The organism is Saccharopolyspora sp. NPDC049426 (assembly GCF_040676935.1).
Taxonomy (GTDB): domain Bacteria; phylum Actinomycetota; class Actinomycetes; order Mycobacteriales; family Pseudonocardiaceae; genus Saccharopolyspora.
Genome location: NZ_JBFAPZ010000028.1, coordinates 1 through 23,869 on the forward strand (window position 1 = coordinate 1; position 23,869 = coordinate 23,869).

At 69.2% G+C, this 23,869-nt stretch carries 24 protein-coding genes, 1 tRNA gene and 1 pseudogene; 8 read left to right on the forward strand and 18 right to left on the reverse strand.

Annotated elements, in window-relative coordinates; translation table 11 throughout:
- The 5 genes and pseudogenes from AB0J78_RS33010 to AB0J78_RS33030 form a co-directional block, all read right to left on the reverse strand.
- A pseudogene (locus tag AB0J78_RS33010) lies at positions 1–190 on the reverse strand (IS630 family transposase); the annotation flags it as partial.
- Between the two features lie 245 nt (positions 191–435).
- Positions 436–1,083 (reverse strand): response regulator transcription factor, encoded by a 648-nt coding sequence (locus AB0J78_RS33015; protein ID WP_363795934.1) that lies wholly within the window; start codon positions 1,081–1,083, stop codon positions 436–438.
- Positions 1,084–1,231: 148 nt separating this feature from the next.
- The gene (locus AB0J78_RS33020; protein ID WP_363795936.1) at positions 1,232–1,501 is read right to left on the reverse strand and encodes a hypothetical protein; all 270 of its coding nucleotides are present in this window, start codon (positions 1,499–1,501) and stop codon (positions 1,232–1,234) included.
- Between the two features lie 382 nt (positions 1,502–1,883).
- On the reverse strand, positions 1,884–2,627 hold the full coding sequence (locus tag AB0J78_RS33025; protein ID WP_363795938.1) for a MerR family transcriptional regulator: 744 nt from the start codon (positions 2,625–2,627) through the stop codon (positions 1,884–1,886).
- Positions 2,628–2,690: 63 nt separating this feature from the next.
- Positions 2,691–3,344 carry a stage II sporulation protein M gene (locus AB0J78_RS33030; protein WP_363795940.1) on the reverse strand — a complete coding sequence of 218 codons (654 nt, stop codon included), beginning with the start codon at positions 3,342–3,344 and terminating at the stop codon, positions 2,691–2,693.
- A gap of 182 nt (positions 3,345–3,526) precedes the next feature.
- On the opposite strand from AB0J78_RS33030, the gene AB0J78_RS33035 reads away from it, so the two are divergent.
- A complete protein-coding gene (locus tag AB0J78_RS33035) occupies positions 3,527–4,783 on the forward strand; it encodes a DUF4143 domain-containing protein (RefSeq protein ID WP_363795942.1) in 1,257 nt (418 codons plus the stop codon).
- Positions 4,784–4,815: 32 nt separating this feature from the next.
- On the opposite strand, the gene AB0J78_RS33040 is transcribed toward AB0J78_RS33035, so the two are convergent.
- A tRNA-Leu gene (locus AB0J78_RS33040) sits at positions 4,816–4,889 on the reverse strand.
- Positions 4,890–5,034: 145 nt separating this feature from the next.
- Between AB0J78_RS33040 and AB0J78_RS33045 the strand changes: the two genes are divergently transcribed.
- Positions 5,035–5,256, forward strand: coding sequence for a DUF3618 domain-containing protein (locus AB0J78_RS33045; protein ID WP_324263389.1), 222 nt, complete (start codon positions 5,035–5,037; stop codon positions 5,254–5,256).
- Between the two features lie 52 nt (positions 5,257–5,308).
- On the opposite strand, the gene AB0J78_RS33050 is transcribed toward AB0J78_RS33045, so the two are convergent.
- The 10 genes from AB0J78_RS33050 to AB0J78_RS33095 all read right to left on the reverse strand — a co-directional run bounded on the left by AB0J78_RS33050 (position 5,309) and on the right by AB0J78_RS33095 (position 14,931).
- Positions 5,309–6,019, reverse strand: a complete 711-nt coding sequence (locus AB0J78_RS33050) for an MOSC N-terminal beta barrel domain-containing protein (protein ID WP_363795944.1) — start codon at positions 6,017–6,019, stop codon at positions 5,309–5,311.
- A gap of 54 nt (positions 6,020–6,073) precedes the next feature.
- Positions 6,074–6,727: a TetR/AcrR family transcriptional regulator gene (locus AB0J78_RS33055; RefSeq protein ID WP_132686619.1), complete on the reverse strand. Its 654-nt coding sequence runs from the start codon at positions 6,725–6,727 to the stop codon at positions 6,074–6,076.
- A gap of 90 nt (positions 6,728–6,817) precedes the next feature.
- The gene (locus AB0J78_RS33060) at positions 6,818–7,117 is read right to left on the reverse strand and encodes a hypothetical protein (protein WP_363795946.1); all 300 of its coding nucleotides are present in this window, start codon (positions 7,115–7,117) and stop codon (positions 6,818–6,820) included.
- 103 nt (positions 7,118–7,220) lie between these two features.
- Entirely contained in the window at positions 7,221–7,799 is a 579-nt protein-coding gene (locus tag AB0J78_RS33065) for a nucleotidyltransferase family protein (RefSeq protein WP_363795948.1), read from the reverse strand.
- A 55-nt stretch (positions 7,800–7,854) separates the two neighbouring features.
- On the reverse strand, positions 7,855–9,273 hold the full coding sequence (locus AB0J78_RS33070) for an NCS2 family permease (protein ID WP_363795950.1): 1,419 nt from the start codon (positions 9,271–9,273) through the stop codon (positions 7,855–7,857).
- Between the two features lie 176 nt (positions 9,274–9,449).
- Positions 9,450–9,935, reverse strand: a complete 486-nt coding sequence (locus AB0J78_RS33075) for a nucleoside deaminase (RefSeq protein WP_363795952.1) — start codon at positions 9,933–9,935, stop codon at positions 9,450–9,452.
- A 29-nt stretch (positions 9,936–9,964) separates the two neighbouring features.
- A complete protein-coding gene (pucD, locus tag AB0J78_RS33080; protein ID WP_363795954.1) occupies positions 9,965–12,271 on the reverse strand; it encodes a xanthine dehydrogenase subunit D in 2,307 nt (768 codons plus the stop codon).
- A 2-nt stretch (positions 12,272–12,273) separates the two neighbouring features.
- Complete coding sequence (locus AB0J78_RS33085) at positions 12,274–13,614, reverse strand: 8-oxoguanine deaminase (RefSeq protein WP_363795956.1); 1,341 nt, start codon at positions 13,612–13,614, stop codon at positions 12,274–12,276.
- Positions 13,607–14,077: a (2Fe-2S)-binding protein gene (locus AB0J78_RS33090; protein ID WP_363795958.1), complete on the reverse strand. Its 471-nt coding sequence runs from the start codon at positions 14,075–14,077 to the stop codon at positions 13,607–13,609. The genes AB0J78_RS33085 and AB0J78_RS33090 overlap by 8 nt, the downstream gene beginning before the upstream one ends.
- The gene (locus AB0J78_RS33095) at positions 14,068–14,931 is read right to left on the reverse strand and encodes an FAD binding domain-containing protein (RefSeq protein WP_363795960.1); all 864 of its coding nucleotides are present in this window, start codon (positions 14,929–14,931) and stop codon (positions 14,068–14,070) included. The genes AB0J78_RS33090 and AB0J78_RS33095 overlap by 10 nt, the downstream gene beginning before the upstream one ends.
- Positions 14,932–15,186: 255 nt before the next feature.
- Between AB0J78_RS33095 and AB0J78_RS33100 the strand changes: the two genes are divergently transcribed.
- From AB0J78_RS33100 to AB0J78_RS33115, 4 genes are all read left to right on the forward strand, one after another.
- Positions 15,187–16,686, forward strand: coding sequence for a helix-turn-helix domain-containing protein (locus tag AB0J78_RS33100; protein WP_363795962.1), 1,500 nt, complete (start codon positions 15,187–15,189; stop codon positions 16,684–16,686).
- A 285-nt stretch (positions 16,687–16,971) separates the two neighbouring features.
- Complete coding sequence (locus AB0J78_RS33105) at positions 16,972–18,195, forward strand: type III PLP-dependent enzyme (protein ID WP_363795964.1); 1,224 nt, start codon at positions 16,972–16,974, stop codon at positions 18,193–18,195.
- An 80-nt stretch (positions 18,196–18,275) separates the two neighbouring features.
- Positions 18,276–18,668 (forward strand): adenosylmethionine decarboxylase, encoded by a 393-nt coding sequence (speD, locus tag AB0J78_RS33110; RefSeq protein ID WP_363795966.1) that lies wholly within the window; start codon positions 18,276–18,278, stop codon positions 18,666–18,668.
- Between the two features lie 311 nt (positions 18,669–18,979).
- Positions 18,980–19,849: a spermidine synthase gene (locus AB0J78_RS33115; protein ID WP_363795968.1), complete on the forward strand. Its 870-nt coding sequence runs from the start codon at positions 18,980–18,982 to the stop codon at positions 19,847–19,849.
- A 118-nt stretch (positions 19,850–19,967) separates the two neighbouring features.
- On the opposite strand, the gene AB0J78_RS33120 is transcribed toward AB0J78_RS33115, so the two are convergent.
- Positions 19,968–21,029 carry a hypothetical protein gene (locus AB0J78_RS33120; RefSeq protein WP_363795970.1) on the reverse strand — a complete coding sequence of 354 codons (1,062 nt, stop codon included), beginning with the start codon at positions 21,027–21,029 and terminating at the stop codon, positions 19,968–19,970.
- Positions 21,030–21,143: 114 nt separating this feature from the next.
- On the opposite strand from AB0J78_RS33120, the gene rbsK reads away from it, so the two are divergent.
- On the forward strand, positions 21,144–22,037 hold the full coding sequence (rbsK, locus tag AB0J78_RS33125) for a ribokinase (RefSeq protein WP_363795972.1): 894 nt from the start codon (positions 21,144–21,146) through the stop codon (positions 22,035–22,037).
- Positions 22,038–22,163: 126 nt separating this feature from the next.
- Here rbsK and AB0J78_RS33130 read toward each other — a convergent pair whose 3' ends face one another.
- The gene (locus AB0J78_RS33130; protein ID WP_132627252.1) at positions 22,164–22,508 is read right to left on the reverse strand and encodes an Lsr2 family protein; all 345 of its coding nucleotides are present in this window, start codon (positions 22,506–22,508) and stop codon (positions 22,164–22,166) included.
- Between the two features lie 360 nt (positions 22,509–22,868).
- Here AB0J78_RS33130 and AB0J78_RS33135 point away from each other — a divergent pair, with 360 nt between their 5' ends.
- Entirely contained in the window at positions 22,869–23,342 is a 474-nt protein-coding gene (locus AB0J78_RS33135) for a histone-like nucleoid-structuring protein Lsr2 (RefSeq protein ID WP_363795974.1), read from the forward strand.
- Positions 23,343–23,869 lie beyond the last annotated feature (527 nt).

Sequence of the window (23,869 nt, forward strand, 5' to 3'; positions counted from 1 at the left end):
GCACCGAAACACCCAGCTCCGCAGCCACGTCCGTGTTGAACGCACCGGGTTCCGCGCACGCAAGAACGATCCGGCACCGCAGCGCATACGCCTGCGTCGACGTCGCCGCCCGAGCGCCCCGCACCAACTCCCGACGCTGCTCCTCAGAAACCTTCAGCTCGGCCTTCTTCGGCCGACCAGACTTGCCCATCCACGAACCCTACAATTACAAAACCAACTTCCGACGCAGGACACTAGGAGCTGTTTGGGAATGTGGCGGAGCCGCTGTTTCATGTGTGGGACTCAGCCCGCACCGCCGCAGGTTCTGAGCGGTTTCGTGGCGAGTACGCCGCGACGCCGTGTATTGGACATACATAAGTCGTGGCGCACGGAGTCCACGCAACCGCTCAGGTTCTGCTACCCGCACCGCTACGCAAAGCAATTCCTAAACAGCTTTTAGGCCAAGCCGGCGTCGTGGGTGATGATCGCGACCTGGGTCCGGTTGACCGCGTCGAGCTTGTGCATGATCCGTCCGATGTGGACTTTCACGGTGGACTGGCTCATGTACAGGTCGGCGGCGATCTCGGCGTTGCTCGAACCCTGCGCGACCGCCACGGCGACCTCGCGCTCCCGCGCGGTCAGCTTGTCCATCTTGGACTTCGCCGACTGCGCGGCGCCGCCGCCGGAGGAGAAGGTCGTCAGCAGCTTCCGGGTGATCCGCGGCGAGAGCATCGCCTCCCCACCGGCGAGGGTGTGCACGGCGGCGATCAGTTCGTGCGGCCGGGTGTCCTTGAGCAGGAATCCGGCCGCCCCGTTCTGAAGGGCTTCGTGCACGTACTCGTCCACGTCGAAGGTCGTCAGCACGCCCACGGCAGGCGGATCGGGCAGCGCGGCGAGTCGCTTGGTCACCTCCAGGCCCCCGACCTCGGGCATCTGGATGTCGGTGAGCACCACGTCCGGCGAGAACTGCGCCACGAGGTCCACGATCCCCACCCCGTTGACGGCCTCGGCCACCACTGCGATCTCGGGATCGGACTCCAGGATCATCCGAATGCCGGACCGCACCAAGTCCTCGTCATCGAGCAGAGCAACCTTGACGCTCACCGGCCACGACCCCCAAACCACGGAAACACCACGCCGACCACGGTATACCGTGATCGCGTGCGCCCGTGGTCACCGCGTGGAAGTCGCTGGTGTCCGGCACGGCGCCCGAGCTGAGCAGCGGGTCCGATCTTGGGCAGATTTCCTGATTTCACGAGAAGAACACCTGAATTTCCAAGTGAAATCGATTTCCTCGCGCTGATGGGAAACTTGATTTTCTGGAAGCGTTGACGCCCCGGTTGGTCGGCGAACATGCTGGACGCAGCCATCGTTTTCCAAGAATCTGCAAGAGATTTGTTGCGATGGTGACCAACGGGAAGTGCGAGATGATCAGTAAGCGGATTGCGGCCGGTATCGGCGCCGTGGCCGTCGCGCTGGGCATGGTCTTGTTCCCGGTAGGCGTTGCTTCGGCGAAGATCACGGAAGTGGACGTCTCGTGTGAGAACAGGGGTGGCAACGAGCCTGGAGGCCAGCAGCCCAGTTGCAAGGGAGGCGGACTGACGCAGAACAGCGAGAACCAGAATCCCGCAGGTCACGCGCCACCAGGGCACAACTAGTGGCGTCGGCCCCGGAGTGAGGGGGCATGGTCGAGTGACGTACTGCCACATGGCCGTCCGAGGTTCTTCCTCGGGCGGTCCTTCCGCGCCGATGCCCCGATGATTCATGTGTTCTTCTGTTGCTTGCTGAACGTCTCGGACAATTTTCGCTCGATACCCGCTGAATTCTGAGAATTGTTCGCGGCGCGATCTCCGAACCGCGAAACCGCCGTTCTCCCCACGGTGCACCGATTGCCGGGAGTCGGTTCAGCTGAAATCGTCGTCGCGGTCGGCGGTGTCCTCCTGCTCCAGGAGTGCGTTCGCTCGTTGCAGGGCGCGGATCTGCGCGGAGTTGTAGAACTCCACGACCGCGTGCGCCATCGCGTTCGTGGCCAGCTTCTCGCCGTGCGGTGAATTCGCCATCATGTTCGCCAGTTGCGGGTGCTCCTCACGGCCGCGGCGGACCACCGGCGCCAGGCGCTGGGCGAGTTGGTCGATCGCCTCGTCGTCGGCGTCCGCGGGCAGCGCCTCGAACTCGTCCTCGACGTCGTCCCGCTCGCCCAGGGCCCGGCCGAACTCCGCCAGGTCCTCGTCGCTGAAGACCGTCGAGTAGACCGTCAGCAGGGCTTTCTGGCTGTCGGAGAAATCTCCGGCGTGCGGCGCGAACTCGGGCGGCACCTCGGGTGACGCGCGGTGGCGCAGGATCACGGCCAGTTCGGCGCGGATCCGGGTCAGCCGCTGGATCGTCGCCTCCAGCTCGGCGTCGAGAACGGAGATCGCCTCGGTCGGGTCCTCACCGGCGTTGCCCATCGCCGCGATCTGCGACAGCGGAAGCCCCAGATCGCTCAGCCTCTTGATCTGCACCAACCGGATCAGGTGCGAGACCCCGTACTTCTTGTACCCGTTCGACGCGCGTTCGGGCATGTCCAGCAGTCCGATCTCGTGGTAATGCCGAACGGCCTTCACCGTCGTGCCCGCGAGATCGGCGACCTGCCGAGTGCTCCACGCCATCGTTCGTCCCCCATTTCGGCGCGCGATTTCCGAACCAGTCCACACCCTGCCCCAAGGGCACGGTCAAGACAGCAGCATCGGGACCAGGTGGATGATCTCGACAGCCTCGTAGATCGCGCCGACGACGAGCAGCGCGAGCGCGGGCAGGCTCAGCCAGCCGACCTCCCGCAATCCGTGGACGTAGCCCTGGCGGCGGTTGCGAGCACCGACGGCCCGGGGGCGCAGCCACGACATCCCCAGCCGGTAGGCACCGAGCAGGACCAGGACGTACGCCTGGAACTCGATGAGGACCGTCAGCGAGTGCGGGATCATGGTCAACGCCGCGACCTCGTTGACCGGCGCCAACGTCACCCCGGTGTCGAAGGCCCAGTAGGCGAAGACGGCGATGCCGCCGAAGGGGACGATCGCCGAGGGCAGCAGGACGTGCACCAGGCTCAGCCCGACCGCGTTCACCACGAGGATGATCAGGCTGAACAGCCACACGCTCGACATCGCCCACGTGGCCAGCTCCAACGTCCCGTCCTGCTGGAGCGCCGCGATGTTCGTGCCGGCGAGTTCGGGCCGCAGCAGCCCCACGCCCATCCCGACGAGGAACAACCCGTAGGCGAGCGCGTTCAGCGCCAGGTAGGCACCGAGGTTCGCCCGGATGATCCGGAACCGCCGCGAACCCCCGCCCCGCTGCTCGGTCCGGTACTCCTGCTCAGCCGTGCTGGTCATCGTGCGCTCCTGGGCGTTGGTGGTGTGTCATCACCACTCCAGCGCCTGCCCTCGGGGCAGGGTCAAGCACTTCGAGGATCATCCTCTGCGTCCGCAAAAGTGATGCTCGATTGCACGCAAAAGTGATAGTGGATCAAGCGCAAAAGTGATAGCGAACCGCCCGCAGAAGTTATAATGGGCTGGTGGAGACCTACCGGAATCGGCTCGTTGACGACCTCGTGCGCAAGTCGCTGGACACGTTCGGCGCTGTGATCATCCAAGGTCCGCGGGCAACGGGTAAGACCACGACGGGCTTGCAGGTCGCGAACAGCTCGGTCCGGCTGGATTCGGATCCGCAACTGCCGTCGATCGCAGAAACCTCACCGGGCGTCGTCCTGTCCGGAGACGTCCCACGGCTCATCGACGAGTGGCAGCTCGCCCCAACGTTGTGGAACGCGGTTCGGCACGAGGTCGACCAGCGATCGGTCCCGGGCCAGTTCGTGCTGACCGGGTCGGCGACTCCGCCCGACGACATCACCAGGCACAGCGGAGCGGGCCGTTTCCGCAGAATCACGCTGCGTCCCATGACTCTGGGGGAGAGCGGCGAGTCCGCAGGGAGCGTCAGCTTCACCGAGATCTTCTCGGGCGAGGCAATCGCCGGGATTGGCGGGCCGACGGTCGAGGACTACGCGTCCATCCTGGTCCGCGGCGGATGGCCGGCCCTCGTCGCTCAGACGAACCGCTCACCGCAGGACTACCTGGGGAGCTACTTGGACGACATCGCGCGCGTCGATCTGCCGGGAGTTGAGGTCCGGTCAGATCCGCTGCGCGTGAGAGCCTTGATCCGCGCCCTGGCGCGCAACACCTCGACAGAGGTCTCAGCCACCAAGCTCAGCGCGGAAGCCGAGATCGGCGAGTCCGGAGCCGAGGTGTCGGCCCAGACGGTGCGGCGCTACCTCGATGCGTTGACCCGGGTGTTCGTGATCGAGGAACAACCGGCCTGGGCACCTCATCTGAGGTCGAAGGTCAGGTTGCGGACTCACCCCAAGTGGCACTTCATCGATCCGTCGCTCGCAGCCGCCGCGCTCGGTGCAGGTCCGAAGGCCCTGCTCAGCGACCTCAACACACTGGGTCTGCTGTTCGAGTCGCTGTGCATCCGCGATCTGCGCGTCCTGTCGCAGCCGCTCGGCGGCACCGTCTACCACTACCGGGATGAGAACGGTCTTGAGGTCGACGCGATCGTCGAGCTGAACGACGGCCGGTGGGCGGCCTTCGAGGTCAAGCTGGGTGGCAGCAAGAACATCGACATGGCAGCCGACAACCTCCGAGCTCTGGAGAAGAAGGTGTCGCAGCAACGCGTGAACGCGTTGGCGTCCCTGAACGTCCTGACGGCTGGAAACACGAGCTACACCCGGGAAGACGGCGTCAACGTCGTTGCCCTCGGACACCTGGCTCCCTGAGGTTCAGGGGCGGCAGGCTGGGGATGTTCAAGTGGGGCCGGAGGGACTCGAACCCTCACTGTCTAGGACCTAAACCTAGTGCCTCTGCCAATTGGGCTACGGCCCCTCGGTGCGCACAGCGTATCGCGCTCGTCGATCTTGTTCTTGAGGCGGCTGCGGAGACCCGAGCAGGCGACACGGGCGCGGCTGATGCGGCGTGGAATCCGCGGTGAACTACGGTGTGGGCAGCCAGGTGAACGTGAGGAGGACACGTGGCCCGTGATCAAGATGCCATCGAGCGTGACATCGAGCAGGCGCGTGACGCGCTGGCCGACACGTTGGACAGGCTGAGCGTGCAGGCGAATCCGCAGCGGTTCGTCGACGCCGGCAAAGCCAGCGTCATGGAGAAGCTGAACGATCCCAAGGTGCGCTACGCGCTCATCGGGGTCGGTGCACTGGTCACCGCGGTGGTCGTGCGCAAGCTGTTCAAGTGAGGTGCCGGTCGTTCTGGGGTCTCGGACCTGGCCCCAGAACACCGGAACCCGCTCAACCCGCTCGGACGGCCTCGCCCACGGTCACCGTGCCCGGCCGGGTCACCCGCATGATCACGCCGAACTTGTTCTCGTGTCGCTCGATCAGGTGAGCCTGCAGTTCCCGCCAGCGCTCGCGCCCGTCGGCGTCCCAGCTCGGCACCGCGCAACGGATGCACGGACCCGCGTGTTCGCCGGTCACGGCAAGTTCCACCTCGCCGGCGGTGATCGTGGCGCCCGCTTCCCAGTCCTGTTCTGCGAACGGCGGCAGATCCGCGTCCACGTGCAGGTTCGTGCGGAAGCGCCGCAGGTCCACGTCAGCGCCCATCTCCTCGCTCAGCCCGCGCAGCGATGACTCGAAGGTGACCAGCACCGTCGGCCCGCGGTCCTGCTGGCCGTCGGCCGCGCGCAGGCTCACCGGGATGTCCAGCGACTCCTCCAGCACGTTCGCGAGCTTCGGGTCGTCCCAGGAGAACCGCTGATCATCCGGCCCGGTGAGGGTCGGCGGCCCGGTCGGCTCCGGCAGGTCGCCGTAGCTCGCCGACCAGGACAGCAAGGTCTGGTTCTGCCGAACGGTGAGGATGTTGCCCGCTCGGTTCGGCCGCTCGTCGAGCAGCGCGAAGGCGCGGTCACCCGCCACACCGCGCTCGTCGAAGCGCGCGGCGGACAGCTCCTCACCGCGCAGCGACTTCACCGGCCAGCGGTTGAGCTTGAGAACCTCGGACACGAACCGACCTCCGTTTCCCCGGGGCGAAGCCACCGTAGCGCGTGAAGCAGACGATCAGCGCTTCAACAGCGGAAGGAGCGCCTCGTTGAGCAACCGGTCCACGAATCCGGTGTCCAGCGGCTCGTCGGCCAGCATCAGCCGGTAGATCAGGCCCGCACCGGCCAGCTCGCCGACCGTGTCGATCGGGGCGTTCGGGCCGATCTCGCCGCGCCGGACACCGCGCTCCATGATCCGCCGCAGCACGTCGCGCTGCGGCAGCAGGAACGACTCGCGGAACTTCAGCGCCAGCTCCGGCTCGTGCGGCAGCTCGCCGACCAGCGCTTGCGCGGCCTTGCCGACCGGCCCGGTCAGCAGCGTGGCGAACGCGCGCAGGAACTCGCCGAGATCATCGGCGACCGAACCCAGGTCCGGTTCCGGGATGCGGCGCTGGACGAGCTCGTTGCAGGTGTCGATGACCAGGTCGAGCTTGGAGTCCCAGCGGCGGTAGATCGTGGCCTTCCCGGCTCGGGCCTGGGCGGCGACGGCGTCCATGGTCAGCGCCCGGTAGCCGACCTGGGCCAGCACCTCCATGGCGGCCTGGCGCAACGCGGCATCGCGGGAGGCGTCCCGCGGGCGTCCCCGGCCGGCGGGCGGCCTGCTCGGTTCGAGGCTGGCCACCGCTGCTTCCTCCTGGGGTGCACTACTGGTCGGCGCGTTCACGAACGCCATCCTAAGGTCCCCGGCGGCAGGTCTCCGGCGCGCGTGATCGGTGGGTCGCGAAGAGTCACCGACCAGTGTCCATCCGGTCGGACCGCAGTGCTACTGGGCGGGTGCGTGGGCCGCGGCGGCGCGCGCCGCGTGCTGGGTCGCCTCGTCCGACAGGCCGTGCCTGGCCTGCAGGTAGGCGGTGGTGAAGGCGAAGCCGTCCCCGTCGAGCAGGTGGATCACCACGCGGCCGGACTTGCCGGGCGAGAGCTGCTCGATCAGCTGATCGGCCTGGTCCCGAGCGGCGATCAGCCCGGGGGCACGCGCGGTCTTCTTGCCGTCACCATCCGTGACGGTGATCTGCCAGTCATCGCCCTGGGGTACGTAGTTCGCGGTGATATGACCGCCAGCCATGAATGCCTCCGCTCTCCACTTTGCTCGGGCGTTCGAGCTCTTGACCGGAAGACAATGCTAGTTGCACTGGCTCTCAGCAGCGCCTCTCGGTCGTCCTGGCACTCTACGTGGCGGGTCGGTCCAGATCTTCAGGCCGGTCGACATCGAAGCCGTCCGATACGTCGTCACAGGACACCATCGTCACCGTGCGTTCTTTCAGGTAGTCGCGAGCGCCAGCGTCACCCGTTGCGGACGCGGCTGCACCGGTCCAGTGGTTCCTGCCCAGCAACACCGGGTGACTGCGACGTCCGCCGTGCGAAGCGGCGGCGAGCGCGTCGGGGGAGGAGAGCGCGGCGACGCGGCGCACGGCCTCCGGGCCGATGCCCGGCATGTCGACGGGGAGGATCACCGCGGCCGGGGCGTCGGACTCCCGCAGCGCCTCCAGCGCGGTCCGCAGCGAAGACCCCATGCCGGACTGCCACTCGGGGTTGAGCACCGCCGTCACGCCCGCGAGCTCGGCGCGCTCGCGGACCTCGTCGGCGGCGGCGCCGAGGATCACCAGCACCGGGTCGCAACCGGCGTCGGCCAAGACCTTCGCGGTGCGGTCGACGAGGAGCGCTCCTCGGTAGTCGACCAGGGCTTTCGGCATTCCGAAGCGGCGGCCCGCGCCTGCCGCGAGAACGACTCCTGCTGGTGCTGTCACGGATCGACCGTACTGGTCCGGGGACGCGCCGCGGCGCGTCCCCGGACCCGCGGGCTCAGACCCCGGTCAGGCCGGTGACGAGGAAGTAGACCGCGAAGATGATCGCCAGCGAGCCGACCAGCCAGCCGATCTCCCGCACCTTGCCCCGGGCCAGCTTGATCACCGCGAAGGCGATCAGACCGGCACCGATGCCGTTGGTGATCATGTAGGTGAACGGGATGACCGCCAGCGTCAGGAACGCCGGGATCACGTACTCCGGATCGTCCCAGGGGATCAACCGGACCTGCGACATCATCAGCCCGCCGACGATCACCAGGGCAGGCGCGGCGGCCTGCGCCGGAACCACCGACGCCAACGGCGTGACCAGCAACGTCAGGCAGAACAGCAGGCCGGTGAACACGCTGGCGAGGCCAGTGCGGGCGCCTTCGGCGACACCCGCGGCCGACTCCAGGAACACCGTGTTCGGCGCGGCCCCGGTCAGCCCGCCCGCCGCGGCGGCGACACCGTCGACGGCCAGGATCCGGCCCATGCCCTGGACCTTGCCGTCCTGGACCAGCCCGGCCTGCGAGGAGACGCTGGTGATCGTGCCCATCGCGTCGAAGAACCCGGACAGCACCAGGGTGAACAGGAACACCGTCGCGGCCACCCCGCCGGCGGCGGCGAAACCGCCGAAGAGGTCCACCTGCCCGAACAGGCCGAAGTCGGGGGTGCCGACCAGCTGAGCGGGAAGCTCCGGAACAACCGTTCCCCACTCGTCGGGAGCGACGTCCAGCGCCGCGTGGGCCACCAGCGCCATCACCGTCCCGGCCACGATGCCCAGCAGGATCGCGCCGGGAGTGCGGCGGGCCATCAGCCCGATCATCACCAGCAGCGTCACGCAGAACACCACGATCGGAATCCCGGACAGGTGTCCGTCGGTGCCCATCTGCACCGGCACGGTCGTCTCCTGCGCGTCCGGCACGCGGGTCACGAACCCGGCGCTGACCAGGCCGATCAGCGCGATGTAGAGGCCGATGCCGACGGTGAGGGCGATCTTGAGCGGCTCCGGGATGGCGTTCATGATCTTCTCGCGGACGCCGCTGACCGCCAGCGCCACGATCACGATGCCTTCGAGGACCACCAGCCCGAACGCCTCGGCCCAGGTCATGGTGGGGGCGATGGTGAACGCGACGACCGCGTTCACGCCCAGTCCGGTAGCCAGGGCCAGCGGGGCGTTGCCGACCAGGCCCATCACGATCGTCATGACACCGGCGGTGGCGGCGGTGGCGGTGGTGAGCTGCTCGGGGGAGAGCTTCGCGCCGGTGGCGTCGGTTCCGGAGCCGAGGATCAGCGGGTTGAGCATCACGATGTAGGCCATCGCGACGAACGTGGTCAGGCCGCCGCGCAGCTCGCGGGAGAGGCTGGAACCGCGTTCGGATATCCGGAAGATTCGGTCCAGACCGCTGTCGGGTCTGGTGGTCAATTGCTGGGTCATGCGTCCTCCCATGCCGGTGGGCGCCCCCGGGACGTCGGTTTTCCGGGCAGGGTTGAGCCCGGCGAGAATTCGCCGAATGCCTGGTGCGGGGCGTTTTAGCTGGTGAGGACCGCTGGTGCGCGGCCCGTTCTAGGTGGCGACCCGGTCATCGCCGTGCATTGCGCGGGATTTTCCGCTCAGTAATCGACGCGGTCGGCTTTTCCTCGCCAGGCGTCGAACGCTTCGTTTCGGTTGTGGATCTCGATCCGCGCGACCGCGGTCGGGTTCTTGGTGGGGTCGGTGAGCGCGTCGTAGAAGGCGCGGTCGTCGAAACCGGCCGCCGCCGCGTCATCGCGATCGGCGGCGAACAGGATCCGGTCCACCCGGGCCCACATCGACGAGGCCAGGCACATCGGGCACGGTTCGCACGAGGTCACCAGCACGCAGCCGGCCAGCGAGAACGTGTCGAGCTCGCGGCAGGCGTTGCGGATCGCCACGACCTCGGCGTGCGCTGTCGGGTCCAGGTCGGAGGTGACGCGGTTGGCCCCGGTGGCCACGATCTCGCCGTCGCGCACGATCACCGCGCCGAACGGGCCGCCGCCGCTGTGCACGCTGGCGGTGGCGAGCTCGATCGCCCGAGCCATCCAGGTCTGCTCCTGCTGGGTTGCGACATCCACGGACATCGTTTCACTCCAATGGTTTTCGTCGGTGCTCAGATGATGTGCTCGGGAGCGACCGGCGTGTGCGTGAGGTTCTTGCCGGTGGCGGCGCGGATGGCCGCGACGACAGCGGGCGTGGTGGAGATCGTCGGCGGCTCGCCGACACCGCGAACCCCGTAGGGCGCGTTGTCGTCGCCGCGCTCGATGACGTCGATCTCCATCGGCGGCATGTCCAGGATCGTGGGGATCAGGTAGTCGGTGAACGAGGGATTGCGGATCTTGCCGTCGCTGACCTGGACCTCCTCCATCACCGCCAGGCCGAGGCCCTGCGCGGAACCGCCCTGGATCTGACCGAGGACGGCCTCCGGGTTGACGGCCTTGCCGACGTCCTGCGCGCAGGCCAGCTGCACGACCTTGACCAGTCCCAGCTCGGTGTCGACGTCGACGACGGCGCGGTGCGCGGAGAAGGCGTGCTGCACCTGCACCAGATCGCTTCGCCCGTCGGCGTCCATCGGGGAGGTCTGGCGGTGGTGGAACTCGCGGGTCTCCTCGATGACGTCGTCGCCCAGCACCTCGGCGAGGTCGGCGACGACGCCTTCGGCGGAGACGACCTTGCCGCCCTGCAGCGCCAGCCCGACCGCGGTCCCGAACCGCTCGACGACCCGGTCGAACAGCACGTCGCGAACGGCCTGGCAGGCGGCCTGCACAGCGCCACCGGTGACGTAGGTCTGCCGCGAAGCGGAGCTGGAACCGGCCGGTCCGACGGAGGTGTCGTTGGGGTGGATGGTCACCCTCTCGACGCCCAGCTCTGTGCGCGCGATCTGCTGCTGCACGGTCACCAGGCCCTGCCCGACCTCGGCCGCGGCGGTGTGCACCATGGCGGCCGGTTCGCCGCCGAGGAGCTGCAACCGCACCCGGGCCGTGGAGAAGTCGTCGGCGCCCTCGGAGTAGCAGATGTTCTTGATCGTCACCCCGTAGCCGATCCCGCGCACCACGCCTTCGCCGTGCGTGGTGTTGGACGCCCCGCCGGGGAGCTCCCGGATGTCGGTGGTGTCGCGCTCGGGCGGCATCGGCAGCGCGCGGACGCGTTCCAGCAGCTCGGCGACCGGCGCGGGGGAGTCGACCACCTGGCCGGTGGGGATGGTCCCGCCCTGGGCGATGGCGTTGCGCACCCGCAGCTCCACCGGGTCCATGCCCAGCTCGGCGGCGAGCTTGTCCATCTGCGACTCGTAGGCGAAAGTCGGCTGCACGGCGCCCAGTCCGCGCATCGCGCCGCACGGCGGGTTGTTGGTGTAGAGCCCCCAGCCGTCGATGCGCACGTTCGGCACCACGTACGGGCCGACTCCCAGCGTCGTCGCGTTGCCCACCACCACGGGGGTTTTCGAGGCGTACGCGCCGCCGTCGAAGTACTGGTCGGCCTTGACGTACACCAGCGTCCCGTCTCGGGTCGCGCCGTGCTCGTAGTACATCTTCGCCGGGTGCCGGTGCACGTGGCCGTAGAACGACTCCTCGCGGCTGTAGACCATCTTCACCGGCTTGCCGACGTGCATCGCGAGCATGCACACGTGCACCTGGATCGACAGGTCCTCGCGGCCGCCGAACGCACCGCCGACACCGGACATGGTCATCCGCACCTTCTCCGGCGGAAGTCCCAGCGCGCGTGCGGTCTGCTTGAGGTCGGAGTGCAGGTCCTGCGTCGCCAGGTACAGGTCGACGCCGCCGTCCTCGGTGGGGATCGCCAAACCGGACTCCGGACCCAGGAACGCCTGGTCCTGCATGCCGACGGTGTAGACGCCCGAGACGACGACCTCGGCGGCCGCGTCCGGATCGCCCTTGAGGATCCGCTGGTGGCGCACCACGTTGCCGTCCGGGTGCAGCTTCGGCAGGTCCTCGTCGTGCGCGGCCCGCTCGGCGTCGAGCACCGGGGTCAGCACCTCGTACTCGACGACGATGCGCTCCAGCGCGCGCCGCGCGGTCTCCGGGTGGTCGGCGGCCACCAGGGCCACCGCCTCGCCGACGTAGCGCACCACGTCGGAGGCCAGCACCGGCTGGTCGACTGTCTTGAGGCCGTAGATGTTGTCGCCCGGCACGTCCTCGGCGGTCAGCACCGTGTGCACACCGGCCATGGCCATGGCGGCGCCGATGTCGATGGAGCGGATGCGCGCGTGCGGGTGCGGGCTGCGCAGCGTCGCGCCCCACAGCATGTCCTCGGCCCACAGGTCGGAGGCGTAGGCGAACTCACCGCGCACCTTCAACGTGCCGTCGGGGCGCAGCGGGGACTCCCCGATGCCGCCGTCGATGGCGTCGTCGAGCCGCTGCGGCGTCCGCGTGGGTGCCTGGGCACTCGGTCGGTTGGTCATGATCACGACACCTCCACCAGGCGCAGCCGGGCGCTCGCCCGATCCAGCTCTTCGACGACGTCTTCTCCGGTGAGCACTTCTCTTCCGCCGCACAGCAGCGTCTCGACCTGCGGCAACCGGCCCAGCACCAGCGCGGCGACCGGGTCGGGGATGCCGGTGTGGTCGAGCCCGCCGAGACGCCACACGGCGAGGTCGGCGAGCTTTCCCGGTTCCAGCGAACCGATCTCGTCCTCGCGGCCGATGCAGCGCGCCCCACCCCGGGTGGCCATCCACAACGCCTCGCGCACCGACATCGCCCGGGGGCCGCCGGTGGCGCGGGCGAGCAGCAGCGCCTGCCGCATCTCCTCGCCGAGCCCGCCGGACTCGTTGGAAGCGACCCCGTCGACCCCCAGCCCGACGGGGGCGCCGGCGCTGAGAAGACCCCGCACGGGGGCGATCCCGGCGCCGAGCCGGCCGTTCGAGCTGGGGCAGTGCGCCGCACCGGTACCGGTCTCGGCGAGCCGCCGGACCGCGGTGGGCGAGAGGTGCACGGCGTGCGCGAGCCACACGTCCGGACCGAGCCAGCCCAGGTCCTCGGCGTACTCCACCGGGGTGCGGCCGAACTCGGCCTGGCACTGCTCCTCCTCGGTGGTGGTCTCGGCGAGGTGGGTGTGCAGCCGAACCCCGTTGCGGCGGGCCAATTCCGCGGACTCCCGCATCAGCTCCGCGCTCACCGAGAACGGCGAGCACGGGCCGACCGCGACCCGGACGCGGGCGCCCGGCGCGGGGTCGTGGAAGGCGTCGATGGCCTGCTGCGTTCCGGCCAGCGCCTCGTCGCGGTCCTCCACCACCGAGTCCGGCGGCAGGCCGCCCTGGGAACGTCCGCGGTCCATCGACCCGCGCACCGCGTGCAGCCGCAGGCCGATCCGCTCGGCGGCGGCGACCACCGCGCCGAAGACGTCGCCGCCCTCGCGCGGGAACACGTAGTGGTGGTCGGCGGCCGTCGTGCACCCCGAGCGCGCCAGCTGCGCGAGTCCGGCCGAGGCGGCGGCGTGGACGGTTTCGACGTCCATCCGCGCCCACACCGGGTAGAGCTCGGTCAGCCACTCGAACAACGTGGAGTCGACGGCGCGACCGCGCGTCGCCCATTGGTAGAGGTGGTGGTGGGTGTTGACCAGTCCGGGAGTGACCAGGCATCCGGTGGCGTCGATGCGACGAACCGGGCCGTCCTGCGGCGGAGCCGATCCCGAGCCGACCGCGACGATCCGGTCGCCCTCGACGACCACGTACCCCTCGGCGAACTCGGTCCTGGCGTCATCGACCGCCACGACCGATCCGCCCTCGACGACGATCCGCTCAGCCATCGGTTCTCCGCTGCGCGGCGAGGCGAACGGCGTCCATGATCTTCTCGTAGCCGGTGCAGCGGCACAGGTTCCCGGCCAGCGACTCGCGGATCTCCGCGTCCGAGGGCTTCGGGGTGCGCTCCAGCAGGTCGTGGGTCTGCACGAGCAGTCCGGGCGTGCAGAAACCGCACTGCACGGCGCCGGTCTCGACGAAGGCCTGCTGAACCGGGTCCAGCTGCTCCTCGTCGGCGAGCCCTTCCACGGTGCGCACCTCGCGGCCCTCGGCCTGACCGGCCGCGACCAGGCACGAGCACGCCGGGACGCCGTCCACGTAGACCGTGCACGAACCGCATTCGCCCTGCTCGCAGGCGTTCTTCGAACCGGGGAGGCCGAGCCGCTCGCGCAGCACGTACAGCAGGGACTCGCCCTCCCAGACGTCGTCGGCCTCCTGCCGGCGTCCGTTGACGGTGAACTTCAGGCGCATTCCTGCCTCCCGGAGCGGTGCTCGTGCCAGGTCCAGTTCAGGGTCCGGCGGGCCAGCACGCCCAAGGCGTGCTTGCGGTAGTCGGCGCTGCCGCGCACGTCGTCGATCGGGGACGCGGCCTGCGCGACGAGTTCGCCGAACCGGCGCGCCACCGAGTCCTCCAGCGGGGCGTCCCAGTCGAGTTCGGCGGCGAGGAAGTCCTCGGCCTCCCGCGCCCGGATCGGGGTGGGCGCGGCCGAGCCGATGCCGGTGCCGACGGTCTTGCCCGCCGGGTCCAGCGAGATCGCGAAGGTGCACACCGCGATGACCATCGCGTTGCGGGTGCCGACCTTGGAGAACTGCTGCGGGCCCGCGGCGGGCGCGATCCGGATCGCGGCGATCAGCTCGTCGGTTTCCAGGACGTTGCGCTTCGGACCGGTGAAGAACTCGTCCACGGGGATCACCCGCGATCCGCGCACGGACTCGACCTCGACGCCCGCCCCGGCCGCCAGCAGCGGTGGGTGGGCGTCTCCGGCAGGAGAGGCCGAGCCGAGGTTGCCCGCGACGGTGCCGCGGTTGCGGATCTGCGGGGACCCCACGGTCCGGCTGGCCATCGCCAGACCGGGCACTCGGGAGCCCAGCTCCTCGATGAGCCGCGCGTAGGGGACGCCCGCGCCGATGCGCAGCACGTCACCGTCCGGCGCCCACTCGGCGAGCTCGGGCACGGTGGTGAGGTCGAGCAGGACCTCGGGCCGGTGCCGGTCGAAGTTCAACTCGACCATCACGTCGGTCCCGCCCGCGATCGGTGTGGCGTCCGGATGCGCGGCCTTGGCTTCGAGCGCTTCCCGCCAGGTGGCGGGGCGGAGGAATTCCACGTCGTACTCCTTCTCGACCGGCCGGTGCGCTGATGTGGCCCAGTACACATTCGTCGAGTAGCCCCTGGCTAGCGGGCGAAACCCCGAAAATGACTACCCCCTGAACGGGTGCGGTTGTATGTTCCTACAAAAGGCGTCAACCCACTCGATTCGCTCGGCGTCGCGGGTTGGAGGACCTCCGGCTCCGGCGGTGCCCATCGCTCGGGTGGGGTGACGAGGGAGCGGCTCCGCCGCTCGCCTGACGGAGGAGCGAGGGTGCGCCTGCGGGATCTGCTCGCCGACGACGAGCTCGGCCTGGTGCTGCTCAACGACGCGGATGCGCTGGAGCGGCCGGTCCGCGGCGTCTACATCACCGACCTCATCGACCCCCGCCGCTACCTGACCGGCGGTGAGCTGGTGCTCAGCGGCCTGGTCTGGCACGGCGGGCCGGAGGATTCCGAGCAGTTCGTCAGAGCCCTCGTCGACGCCGGAGTAGCAGGTCTGGCCGCCGGAACCGCGCGGCTCGGCCACGCCCCGCCCGACCTGGTGGCGGCCTGCCGGGAGCACGGGCTGCCCGCGTTCGAAGTGCCGATCACGGTCAGCTTCAACGCCCTCGCCGAACGCATCCAGTGGCGCGCCGCCCCTCGCCGCGAGCTGATCTCGGCGGTCGCCGCCGGCGCCGACCTCGACCGGGTGCTGCGCATGGCCGCCGACGACCTCGGAGCCGACTGCTGGGTCCTCTCGGCCGCCGGCTGGGTCGTCGGCGGTACGGACGAGCTCCCCGAGCGGATACGCCGAGGCGCGCTCGCCGAGTTCACCCGCGGCCGGTTGCCGCGCACCTGGCGCGCGGGCGAGCCGCACGTGCTGTGGCCGGTCGAGACCGGTGCCGAACCGACAGCGGCCCAGTGGTTCGCGCTGGTCAGCGGCGACCTCGTGGAGTGGGACGAGCACCGCGAAGCCGTCGCCACCGACCTGGGAACCGTCGTCTCGCTGGTGCGCGCCCGCGTCGACGAGGCCCGCCGCATCGCCGGCCGCTCCGTCGAAGCCGCGCTGCGCAGGCTCCTCGAAGGCAGCTCCTCACCGACCGAGGTCGCCGCCCGGCTGGAAACCGCCGGGCTCCCGGCCGACGAACCGCTGCGCGCCGTGGCGATGGGCGTCGGTGCCCCCGCCGAATCCACGACCCTGCTCCGCGAGATCGCGGCGGCCACCGGCATGGCCTCGGTGACCGCCCCGCTGGGCGACGGCGCCGTCGCGCTGTTCGTCGACGATCGCGAACACCTCGCCGACCTGGGACATCAGCTCCGACGCATCGTCGCCGTCGCCGAGGCCGGGCTGGGGGAGCGGCGGCTGGCGATGGGCATCAGCGACATCACCGCCGCCACCGCGCTGCGCGGCGCGCTCGACGAGGCCGCCTACGCCCGCCGGCTCGCCGAGCAGCGCCGCGGACGCGCCGAGGTCGCCGCAGCCGCCGAACTCGCCTCGCACGAGGTGCTGCTGGCCTCCGCGCCGGACGAACTGCGCCGCTCCTACCGGGACCGGCTGCTCTCCGCGGTCATCGACTACGACGCCGCGCACGGCTCCGAACTCGTCCGGACGCTGCGCGTGTTCCTGGACAACAACGGTTCCTGGTCGCGCTGCGCCCAACTGCTGCACGTGCACGTCAACACCCTGCGTTACCGCGTGCAGCGGGTCGAGGAGCTCACCGGACGCGACCTCTCCGACTTCAGTGCCCGAGTGGACTTCTACCTGGCCCTCCGCCTCGACGAGTCCTCCTGACCAGGAACTTTCGAATTTCGCGCGAAATTCGAGTCCGAAAGTTCGCACCCGAACTTCGCGCGAAATTCGAATGAGCGCACCCGACGTGGTGATCCGCTCGGTGTGCCCGGCGGTGGTGGGCAGTGCGAGTGCTCACAGGTGGCCGTCCCGAGTCGGGTGCCGTTCGAAATCTGACCTCGGGGGCGGTACCGTGCTTGGTCGCAGTTGCGGTCGCCGAGCGCCCGGTCGAAGGGCAGCGAAGACGCGGCGAGGAACCCACCCATCCCCGAGACGGAGGTAACGGGATTGACCGATCTGTCCGCCACCACCGGCGTGACGGACCGCCCGAGCGGCACCGCGCAGGAACCCGGGCGGGGCAACGGGAATCCGGATCCGATCCGGCGATTCCTGGATCAGCAGAACCCCGAAACCCCTTGCCTGGTCATGGATCTGGCGCAGGTGCGAGACCGCTACCGGCAACTGCGCACGGCGCTGCCGGACGCGCGCATCTGCTACGCGGTCAAGGCCAATCCCACTCCCGAGGTCGTCGGCGAGCTCATCGCCGAGGGCGCCTCGTTCGACGTCGCCAGCCCCGGTGAGATCGAGTTGTGCCTGGCCAAGGGCGCGGCACCCGAGTCGATCTCCTACGGCAACACCATCAAGAAGCACCGCGACATCGCCCGCGCCCACGAGCAGGGCGTGCGGTTGTTCGCCACCGACAGCCACGCCGACCTGGCCAACATCGCCGAGGTCGCGCCGGGTTCGCAGGTGTTCTGCCGCGTCCTGGTCGACAACACCGGCTCGAAGACCCCCTTCGGCCGCAAGTTCGGCTGCACCCCGCAGCAGGCCGCGGAACTGCTGGTCCGCGCCGCCGAGCTGGGCCTCGACCCCTTCGGCGTGTCGTTCCACATCGGATCGCAGCAGCTGGACCCGGCCGCCTACCGGCATGGCGTCAACGCCGCCGCGGCTGTGTTCGCCGACTGCGCCGCGCGCGGGGTGCGACCGCGCATGGTCAACCTCGGCGGGGGACTGCCCGCCGGGTACACCGAGACCGCGCCGCCGCTGGCCGACTACGTCACGGCCATCGAGCAGGCGCTGGAGCACGCGTTCGGCCCGCAGCGGCCGGAACTGCTCATCGAGCCCGGGCGGTTCATCGTCGGCGACGCCGGTGTGCTGCGCAGCGAGGTCGTGCTCGTCACCGACTCCTGCGACGGGCAACGGCGTTGGGTGTACCTCGACATCGGGCGCTACAACGGCCTCGCCGAAACCGAGGGCGAGGCCATCACCTACCGGTTGCGCACCTCGCGCGACGGTGACCAGGAAGGCCCGGTCGTGCTGGCCGGGCCCACTTGCGACGGTGACGACGTGCTCTACCAGCGGACCCACTACGAGCTGCCGCGCACGCTGCGCGGCGGCGACTGGGTGGACCTGCTGTCGGCGGGCGCGTACACCGCGAGCTATTCATCGGTGGGTTTCAACGGGTTCACCCCGCTGCCCACCTATTGCGTCGACGGCGATCAGCGGCCGTGATCTGCTGCGACGGAACGTTCGTCCGCGGCGGTGCCAGAAGCGAAACGCGGCGAATCTGCGAAATGATGGGAGGTCGATAGATGTCCGTTGACACCGGAGCACAGGTCGGTCTGTTCACCGGAAGGCACGTCCTGGCAGAGCTGGAGGGCGTTGAACCGGAACTGCTGGACGACGAGCAGTACCTGCGAGAAGTCCTGCACAAGGCGCTGAGCGAGTCGGACGCCACGGTGTGCCAGATGATCGCCAAGCGGTTCGACCCGCAAGGCGTCACGGTGTTGGCGCTGCTGTCGGAGTCCCACGCCTCGCTGCACACGTACCCGGAGGACGGCTCGATCTTCATCGACGTGTTCACCTGCGGGCACACCGCGAAGCCGGAGTTGGCCGTGGAGCTGCTCGCCGAAGCGCTCCAGCCGACGACGAAGAACGTGCAGACGATCCAACGAGGCCACGACTACGCCGAACTGGTCTGCTGAGCGTTTCGACGGTTCGATCTCAACCCGCTCCGCGGTGCTCGTGGCGGAACCTGACCGGCTCCGTGGACTCCGCGCGCCACTCCTGACGCACGTCCGAGGCGCGGCGTCGCGGCGTGCTCGCCACGACGCCGCTCAGAACCCGCGTCGGTGTGAGTTGCTCAGGTGGGGAGGGCGAAAGCGGCTTCGCCGCTTGCTGGATCTCCGCAGTTGGACGTGAGCGGGGAACGGTCTACTTTCGCGTGTCGGCGGGCCCGCCACGGGAGCCGGCGGGATGCTTGGCACAAATCATGGGGAATTCAGGAGGAACACCGTTGATCGAACTCGACGGGCACCGGTGGATCAAGGAGCCGATGGGCGCCGACCTGCAGCGCTTGTGGCGGGTGGACGACGTGCTGTGGGAGGGCGACACCCCCTACCAGCACGTGGTGATCGCGCGGACCGCGCAGGGCGTCTCGCTGTTCTGCGACGACGACCGCCAGAGCACCGAGTTCTCCCAGCTGGTCTACCACGAGGCCATGATGGTGCCGGCGTTCCTGCTGGCCGCGCAGGTGGAGCGGGTGCTGATCATCGGGTCGAGCGAGGGCGTGGCGAGCCAGATGGCCGTCGCCGCCGGCGCGACCCGGGTGGATCACGTCGACATCGACGAGCTGTGCGTGCGCAAGTGCGCCGAGCACCTGCCCTACGGCTACACGCCGGAGGAGCTGGCCGCCGCCGAGAAGGGCGAAGGCCCGGTCACGATCCACTTCGCCGACGGCTGGAGCTTCCTGGACACGGCCCCGCCGGAGGGCTACGACATCGTCGTGGTCGACCTGCCCGATGAGCGCGCTGACGACGACGGTCAGCACAACCGGCTCTACGGCCTGGAGTTCATCCAGCGCTGCCAGTCGGTGCTCTCCGCCGGTGGTGTGGTGGCCTTCCAGGGCGGCTGCCCGACGGTGTGGCGCAACGAGACGCTGATCCGCGCCTACAACCGGTTCCAGTCGGCGTTCGAGACGGTCGCCTACTTCGGTTCCGACGAGCACGAGTGGGCGTTCCTGTTCGGCCGGGTCGAGCCGATCGACGACCCGATCAACCTCATGCTCGAAGCCCTCCCGAGCAGCGCTTACGAGCCCGAGACGATCGATGACGCGTCGCTGATCGGCGCCACGGTCCCCCCGATCTCGGTGCGCAACCAGTCGTGACCCCGCCAGGCCCCTGACCGGGGGTCTCGGGTTCGCGGTGGTGTTGGTCCGAACCGACCCCGGGCGAAGAAGACATCGATCCTGGTCGGTTCGGACCAGAACCGCCCTCTGCCCTGACCTACGGGGCGTCGAGGTAGGGGTGGAAGTTCATCGCCCCGTCGCGCGGCTGGAACCACTGGTCGAAGGCGAGGCCCTGGGTGTGCAGCTCGGCTTCGAGCTTGGCGGCGCGCTCCACGACCTCCGGCTCGGCCTCGCCGGCCAGCGGCACGTCGATCTCGTAGAGCTCGTGGTGCTCCAGACCGCCGAACGTCGCGTTCGCGAAGCTCTCGAACACCGGCTCGCTGTCGTCCCAGGCCATCAGCTCCGCGGCTTCCAGGACCACCCGCGCCTCGTTGATCACCAGCCGCAGCGCGAGCGCTTCGGCGACGCTGCGCGGCGAGGTCCACACCGGTTCGGTGAGCCGGACCGCCACGGCCGCTGAGGCCAGCACGAACGAGCGGGCGAAGAACGCGTCGTAGCGCTTGTCGTAGCAGGGCGGCAGCTCTTCCAGCACTAGCAGTCCGACGGCGTCGGCGACGGTCGCGTTGTTGACCGCCAGCGCGAGCTCGTCGTAGAAGATCTCGTCGGTCACCACGCGCACCGCGTGCACCAGGGCTCCCGCGGCCAACGCCGCCTGCTCGCCCTCGATGCCGAAGACGCCGGTGTCGAAGGCCCGCAGCCTGGGCGCGAGTTCGGTGAGCCGGTGCTTCCAGTGCGCGGAGTCCATCGCGGGCTCACCGGAGGACTCCAGGGCCTCCTCGATGGCGGCCTGCAGCGCGTCGTCGGCGTCGACGTCGTCCGCAGCGGCCAACCGCTCGTTGAACTCGTCCTCGGTGATGCGCACCGCCGACTCGGCGACGGACCAGCCGATCAGCAGCTCGGTCTCCACGATGAGCTCGTCGAGCACCGAGGCCGCGCCCTCCTCCGCCGCCTGCAGCGACGGCGCGTCCAGCGCGAGCAGCACGCTCACGCCCGCCGGGTGCACGGTGATGCGGTAGTCGAGCACGTCGATCTCGGACTCCTCCGGCCCGCTGACCCCCTCGACCATGGCGAGGTGGCGGTCGAGCACGGCGGCGACCCCTTCCTGCTGCAGCGGGTCCAGCTCCACCACCTCGGCAGGTGGCGTCAGCTCTGCCGTCACCGCGTAATCCACCGCGTATCGCCCTCTCCTCGACTGCTGGACGGCATGGTACGACGTCCCCCTGCCGGTGACCCGTCCAGCAGGCGGGGTGTCGGAGTCGGCCATGATGGTCCGGTGACGAGCGTGGTGGTCTTCGGCAGCTGCAACATGGACCTGGTGGCATACGTGCCGGTCGCGCCCAAGCAGGGCGAGACGGTCACCGGCCACGAGTTCCGCACGGTTCCCGGTGGCAAGGGCGCCAACCAGGCGATCGCCGCCGCGAAGGCGGGTGCGGACGCGCGCATGATCGGCGCGGTCGGCGGAGACGAGTTCGGAGCCGAGATCCGCCGGGTCTTCCAGGAATCCGCTGTGGGCGTCCAGGGCCTGCGAACGGTGTCCGGCCGCAGCGGAACGGCGCACATCGTGGTCGACGACAGCGGTGACAACTCGATCGTCGTGGTCCCGGCGGCCAACGGAACCGTGGACGCGCTCGCCGACGGCGACGAGGAGATCATCGCCGGTTCGGACAGCCTGCTGCTGCAACTGGAGATCCCGCAGCCCGGGGTGGCCGCTGCCGCGGCGGCGGGCAAGCGCAACGGCGTGCGGGTCGTGCTCACCCCCGCTCCCGCCGTCCCGCTCCCGGAGGAGCTGCTGCGCGACGTCGACCTGCTGGTGCCCAACGAGCACGAGGCGGCCGTGCTGACCGGCCACGACGACCCCGAGCGCGCCCTGGCGGCGCTGCTGGAGCTGGTTCCCGAGGTGGTGATCACCCTCGGTGCCCGGGGATGCGTCTACGGCAGCCGCGAGGGAGTCCGCCACGAGGTCCCGGCGTTCGAGGTCCAGGCGGTGGACACCACGGCGGCCGGCGACACCTTCGTCGGGGTCCTCAGCGCCGCGCTGGGCGAGGGCGAAGAGGTTCCGGCGGCACTGCGCCGGGCTGCGGCGGGCTCAGCACTGTCCGTGCAGCGCATTGGCGCGACGAGCGCGATGCCCACTCGGGATGAAATCGTCCGCTTCATGGCGAACTGATAGTCGGAAGCCTCGTTTACCCGTTGCCGACGACCACCGCGGGTGGTCATTGCCGGGTAATGCGCGGGACTTTAACGGACGGCCGGAAATGTCCGAAGCCAAATCCGGCCGCCCGTGCCCGGCCGTTCACCGAGCGTTGTCGTAAGCCTCGACGATCTCAGCCGGAATGCGACCCCGGTCGGAAACCTGCATGCCCTGTTCCCGAGCCCATTCCCGAATGGCCTGGTTGCGTTCCCGGTCGGCCTGCGTCGGCGCGCCCGAGGGCTTGCCCGGCTTGTTGCCAGACCGCTTGCGGCCACCGGTCTTACGTGCGTTGGCCACGAAGGAAGCCAGCGCGTCCCGCAGTTTCGCGGCGTTGTCGACGGACAGGTCGATTTGGTAGTTCACCCCGTCCAGGGCGAACTCGACGGTGCTGTCGGCTTGCGAGCCGTCGACATCGTCGACCAGCTGCACGGTGACTTTCTGCGCCACGGTTAAACCTCGATTCCGGCTCGAATCCAGTCTCTGCGCGCACATGCCCGCGCGACGAAGAGCGAGCGAACAATAAACGATCGTCGGAAGAATGTTCCACCCGGTCTCGAATTTCGGCCGCCGCTCGGATTACCTTGGGTTCAAAACCGGCGCACCCGGTTACCGACCGTTAGTCGGCGGTGGCCGGGCCGCGGCAGCGGACGTCCGGCGGGCCGAGCGGTTTTCGGCCGATCGGGCTGCTGTTCTATGGTTGAGTGCGAGACATCTGCTAAGTGTCGTGCTACAACGTGGTCAGGACCAGCAGTAGTCTTACCTGGAAGTCGCGGATCGAGACGGGGCGCGTTCCCGAGACAGGTGATCATGGCCGAGCGGATTCAGGTTGATCTCGTCGATGACATCGACGGGTCGCCAGCCAAGCACACCGTCACTTTCGCGCTGGATGGCGTGAGCTACGAAATCGACCTGAACGACGGCAACGCTCAAGCGCTGCGTTCTGTGCTCGACCGCTACATCAAGGCCGCTCGCGCGCCCAAACCCGCGGCTCCTCGCAGCACCAAGCAGCAGGAGCGCGAAGAGGAGCAGGCGCGGCAGGCCAACAAGCAGCTCACCGAGCAGATTCGCGGCGCAGCCCAGCGCACCCGCGACGCGCTGAAGAAGCCCGAAGCGGCGGATGACGCGCAGGCTCCTGAGAAGGACGCGGAGCCGGAGCCGGTCGCCGCGAAGGAAGTCGCGGCGAAGGAATCGGAGCTGGTTCCCGCCGAGGAGGCCAAGCCCGACGCCGGTGCCGAGGCGCCGGCGGTGTCGCTGCCGCTGTTCTCTTCCGCGGTCGACTAGATCCGGCGGGACGACCGCAGCAAAAACCGCACCGGAGATGTGCGTTGAATCCGGTGCGGTTCGAGTTCTCGGGTGTTGTTCAGTCCGCCGCGCGGTGTCTCCGCGCACGCGTGCGGGTGCCCGTCGCGCGCGTTTCCTTCGCCGGTGCCGAGTTCGCTCCGTCGGCGAGCGCGGCCGCGAACTCCGGTGGAGCGCTCGGGCCCCAGTTGCGATCCTCCGGATCAGCCAGAGTGTTGCGCAGCTCGGTGTATATCGGAGTCGAGTCCATCGCTACCCCCGTTCTGACAAGTCGTCGGCAGGCTACCCGCGAAATCGGGCAGCACCCGCTCCGAAGACCAAGTACCACTCGAAGGTGGATGGCGCACTACGTCTGCCGTCCACGGCCCGTTCATGCCGGTGGACCCTGAAACCGGCCTCTGACCTGGGGTTTTCCCCTTAAAGGGGGGGTGGTGTTCATGGGGTTTTTCGGGGTGCGTAAAGTATTTCAGGTCAGAGCGACACGGGCCGGGAAAACCGGGCCGGGCCTG

Excerpts from the sequence above, each read along its gene's own strand:
- AB0J78_RS33030 (WP_363795940.1), bottom strand. The coding sequence starts at position 3,344 with ATGACCAGCACGGCTGAGCAGGAGTACCGGACCGAGCAGCGGGGCGGG.
- speD (WP_363795966.1), top strand. The coding sequence starts at position 18,276 with ATGTCCGTTGACACCGGAGCACAGGTCGGTCTGTTCACCGGAAGGCAC.
- AB0J78_RS33075 (WP_363795952.1), bottom strand. The coding sequence starts at position 9,935 with ATGTCCGTGGATGTCGCAACCCAGCAGGAGCAGACCTGGATGGCTCGG.
- AB0J78_RS33070 (WP_363795950.1), bottom strand. The coding sequence starts at position 9,273 with ATGACCCAGCAATTGACCACCAGACCCGACAGCGGTCTGGACCGAATC.
- AB0J78_RS33135 (WP_363795974.1), top strand. The coding sequence starts at position 22,869 with ATGGCCGAGCGGATTCAGGTTGATCTCGTCGATGACATCGACGGGTCG.
- AB0J78_RS33055 (WP_132686619.1), bottom strand. The coding sequence starts at position 6,727 with ATGGCGTTCGTGAACGCGCCGACCAGTAGTGCACCCCAGGAGGAAGCA.
- AB0J78_RS33025 (WP_363795938.1), bottom strand. The coding sequence starts at position 2,627 with ATGGCGTGGAGCACTCGGCAGGTCGCCGATCTCGCGGGCACGACGGTG.
- AB0J78_RS33060 (WP_363795946.1), bottom strand. The coding sequence starts at position 7,117 with ATGGCTGGCGGTCATATCACCGCGAACTACGTACCCCAGGGCGATGAC.
- AB0J78_RS33090 (WP_363795958.1), bottom strand. The coding sequence starts at position 14,077 with ATGCGCCTGAAGTTCACCGTCAACGGACGCCGGCAGGAGGCCGACGAC.
- pucD (WP_363795954.1), bottom strand. The coding sequence starts at position 12,271 with ATGACCAACCGACCGAGTGCCCAGGCACCCACGCGGACGCCGCAGCGG.
- AB0J78_RS33085 (WP_363795956.1), bottom strand. The coding sequence starts at position 13,614 with ATGGCTGAGCGGATCGTCGTCGAGGGCGGATCGGTCGTGGCGGTCGAT.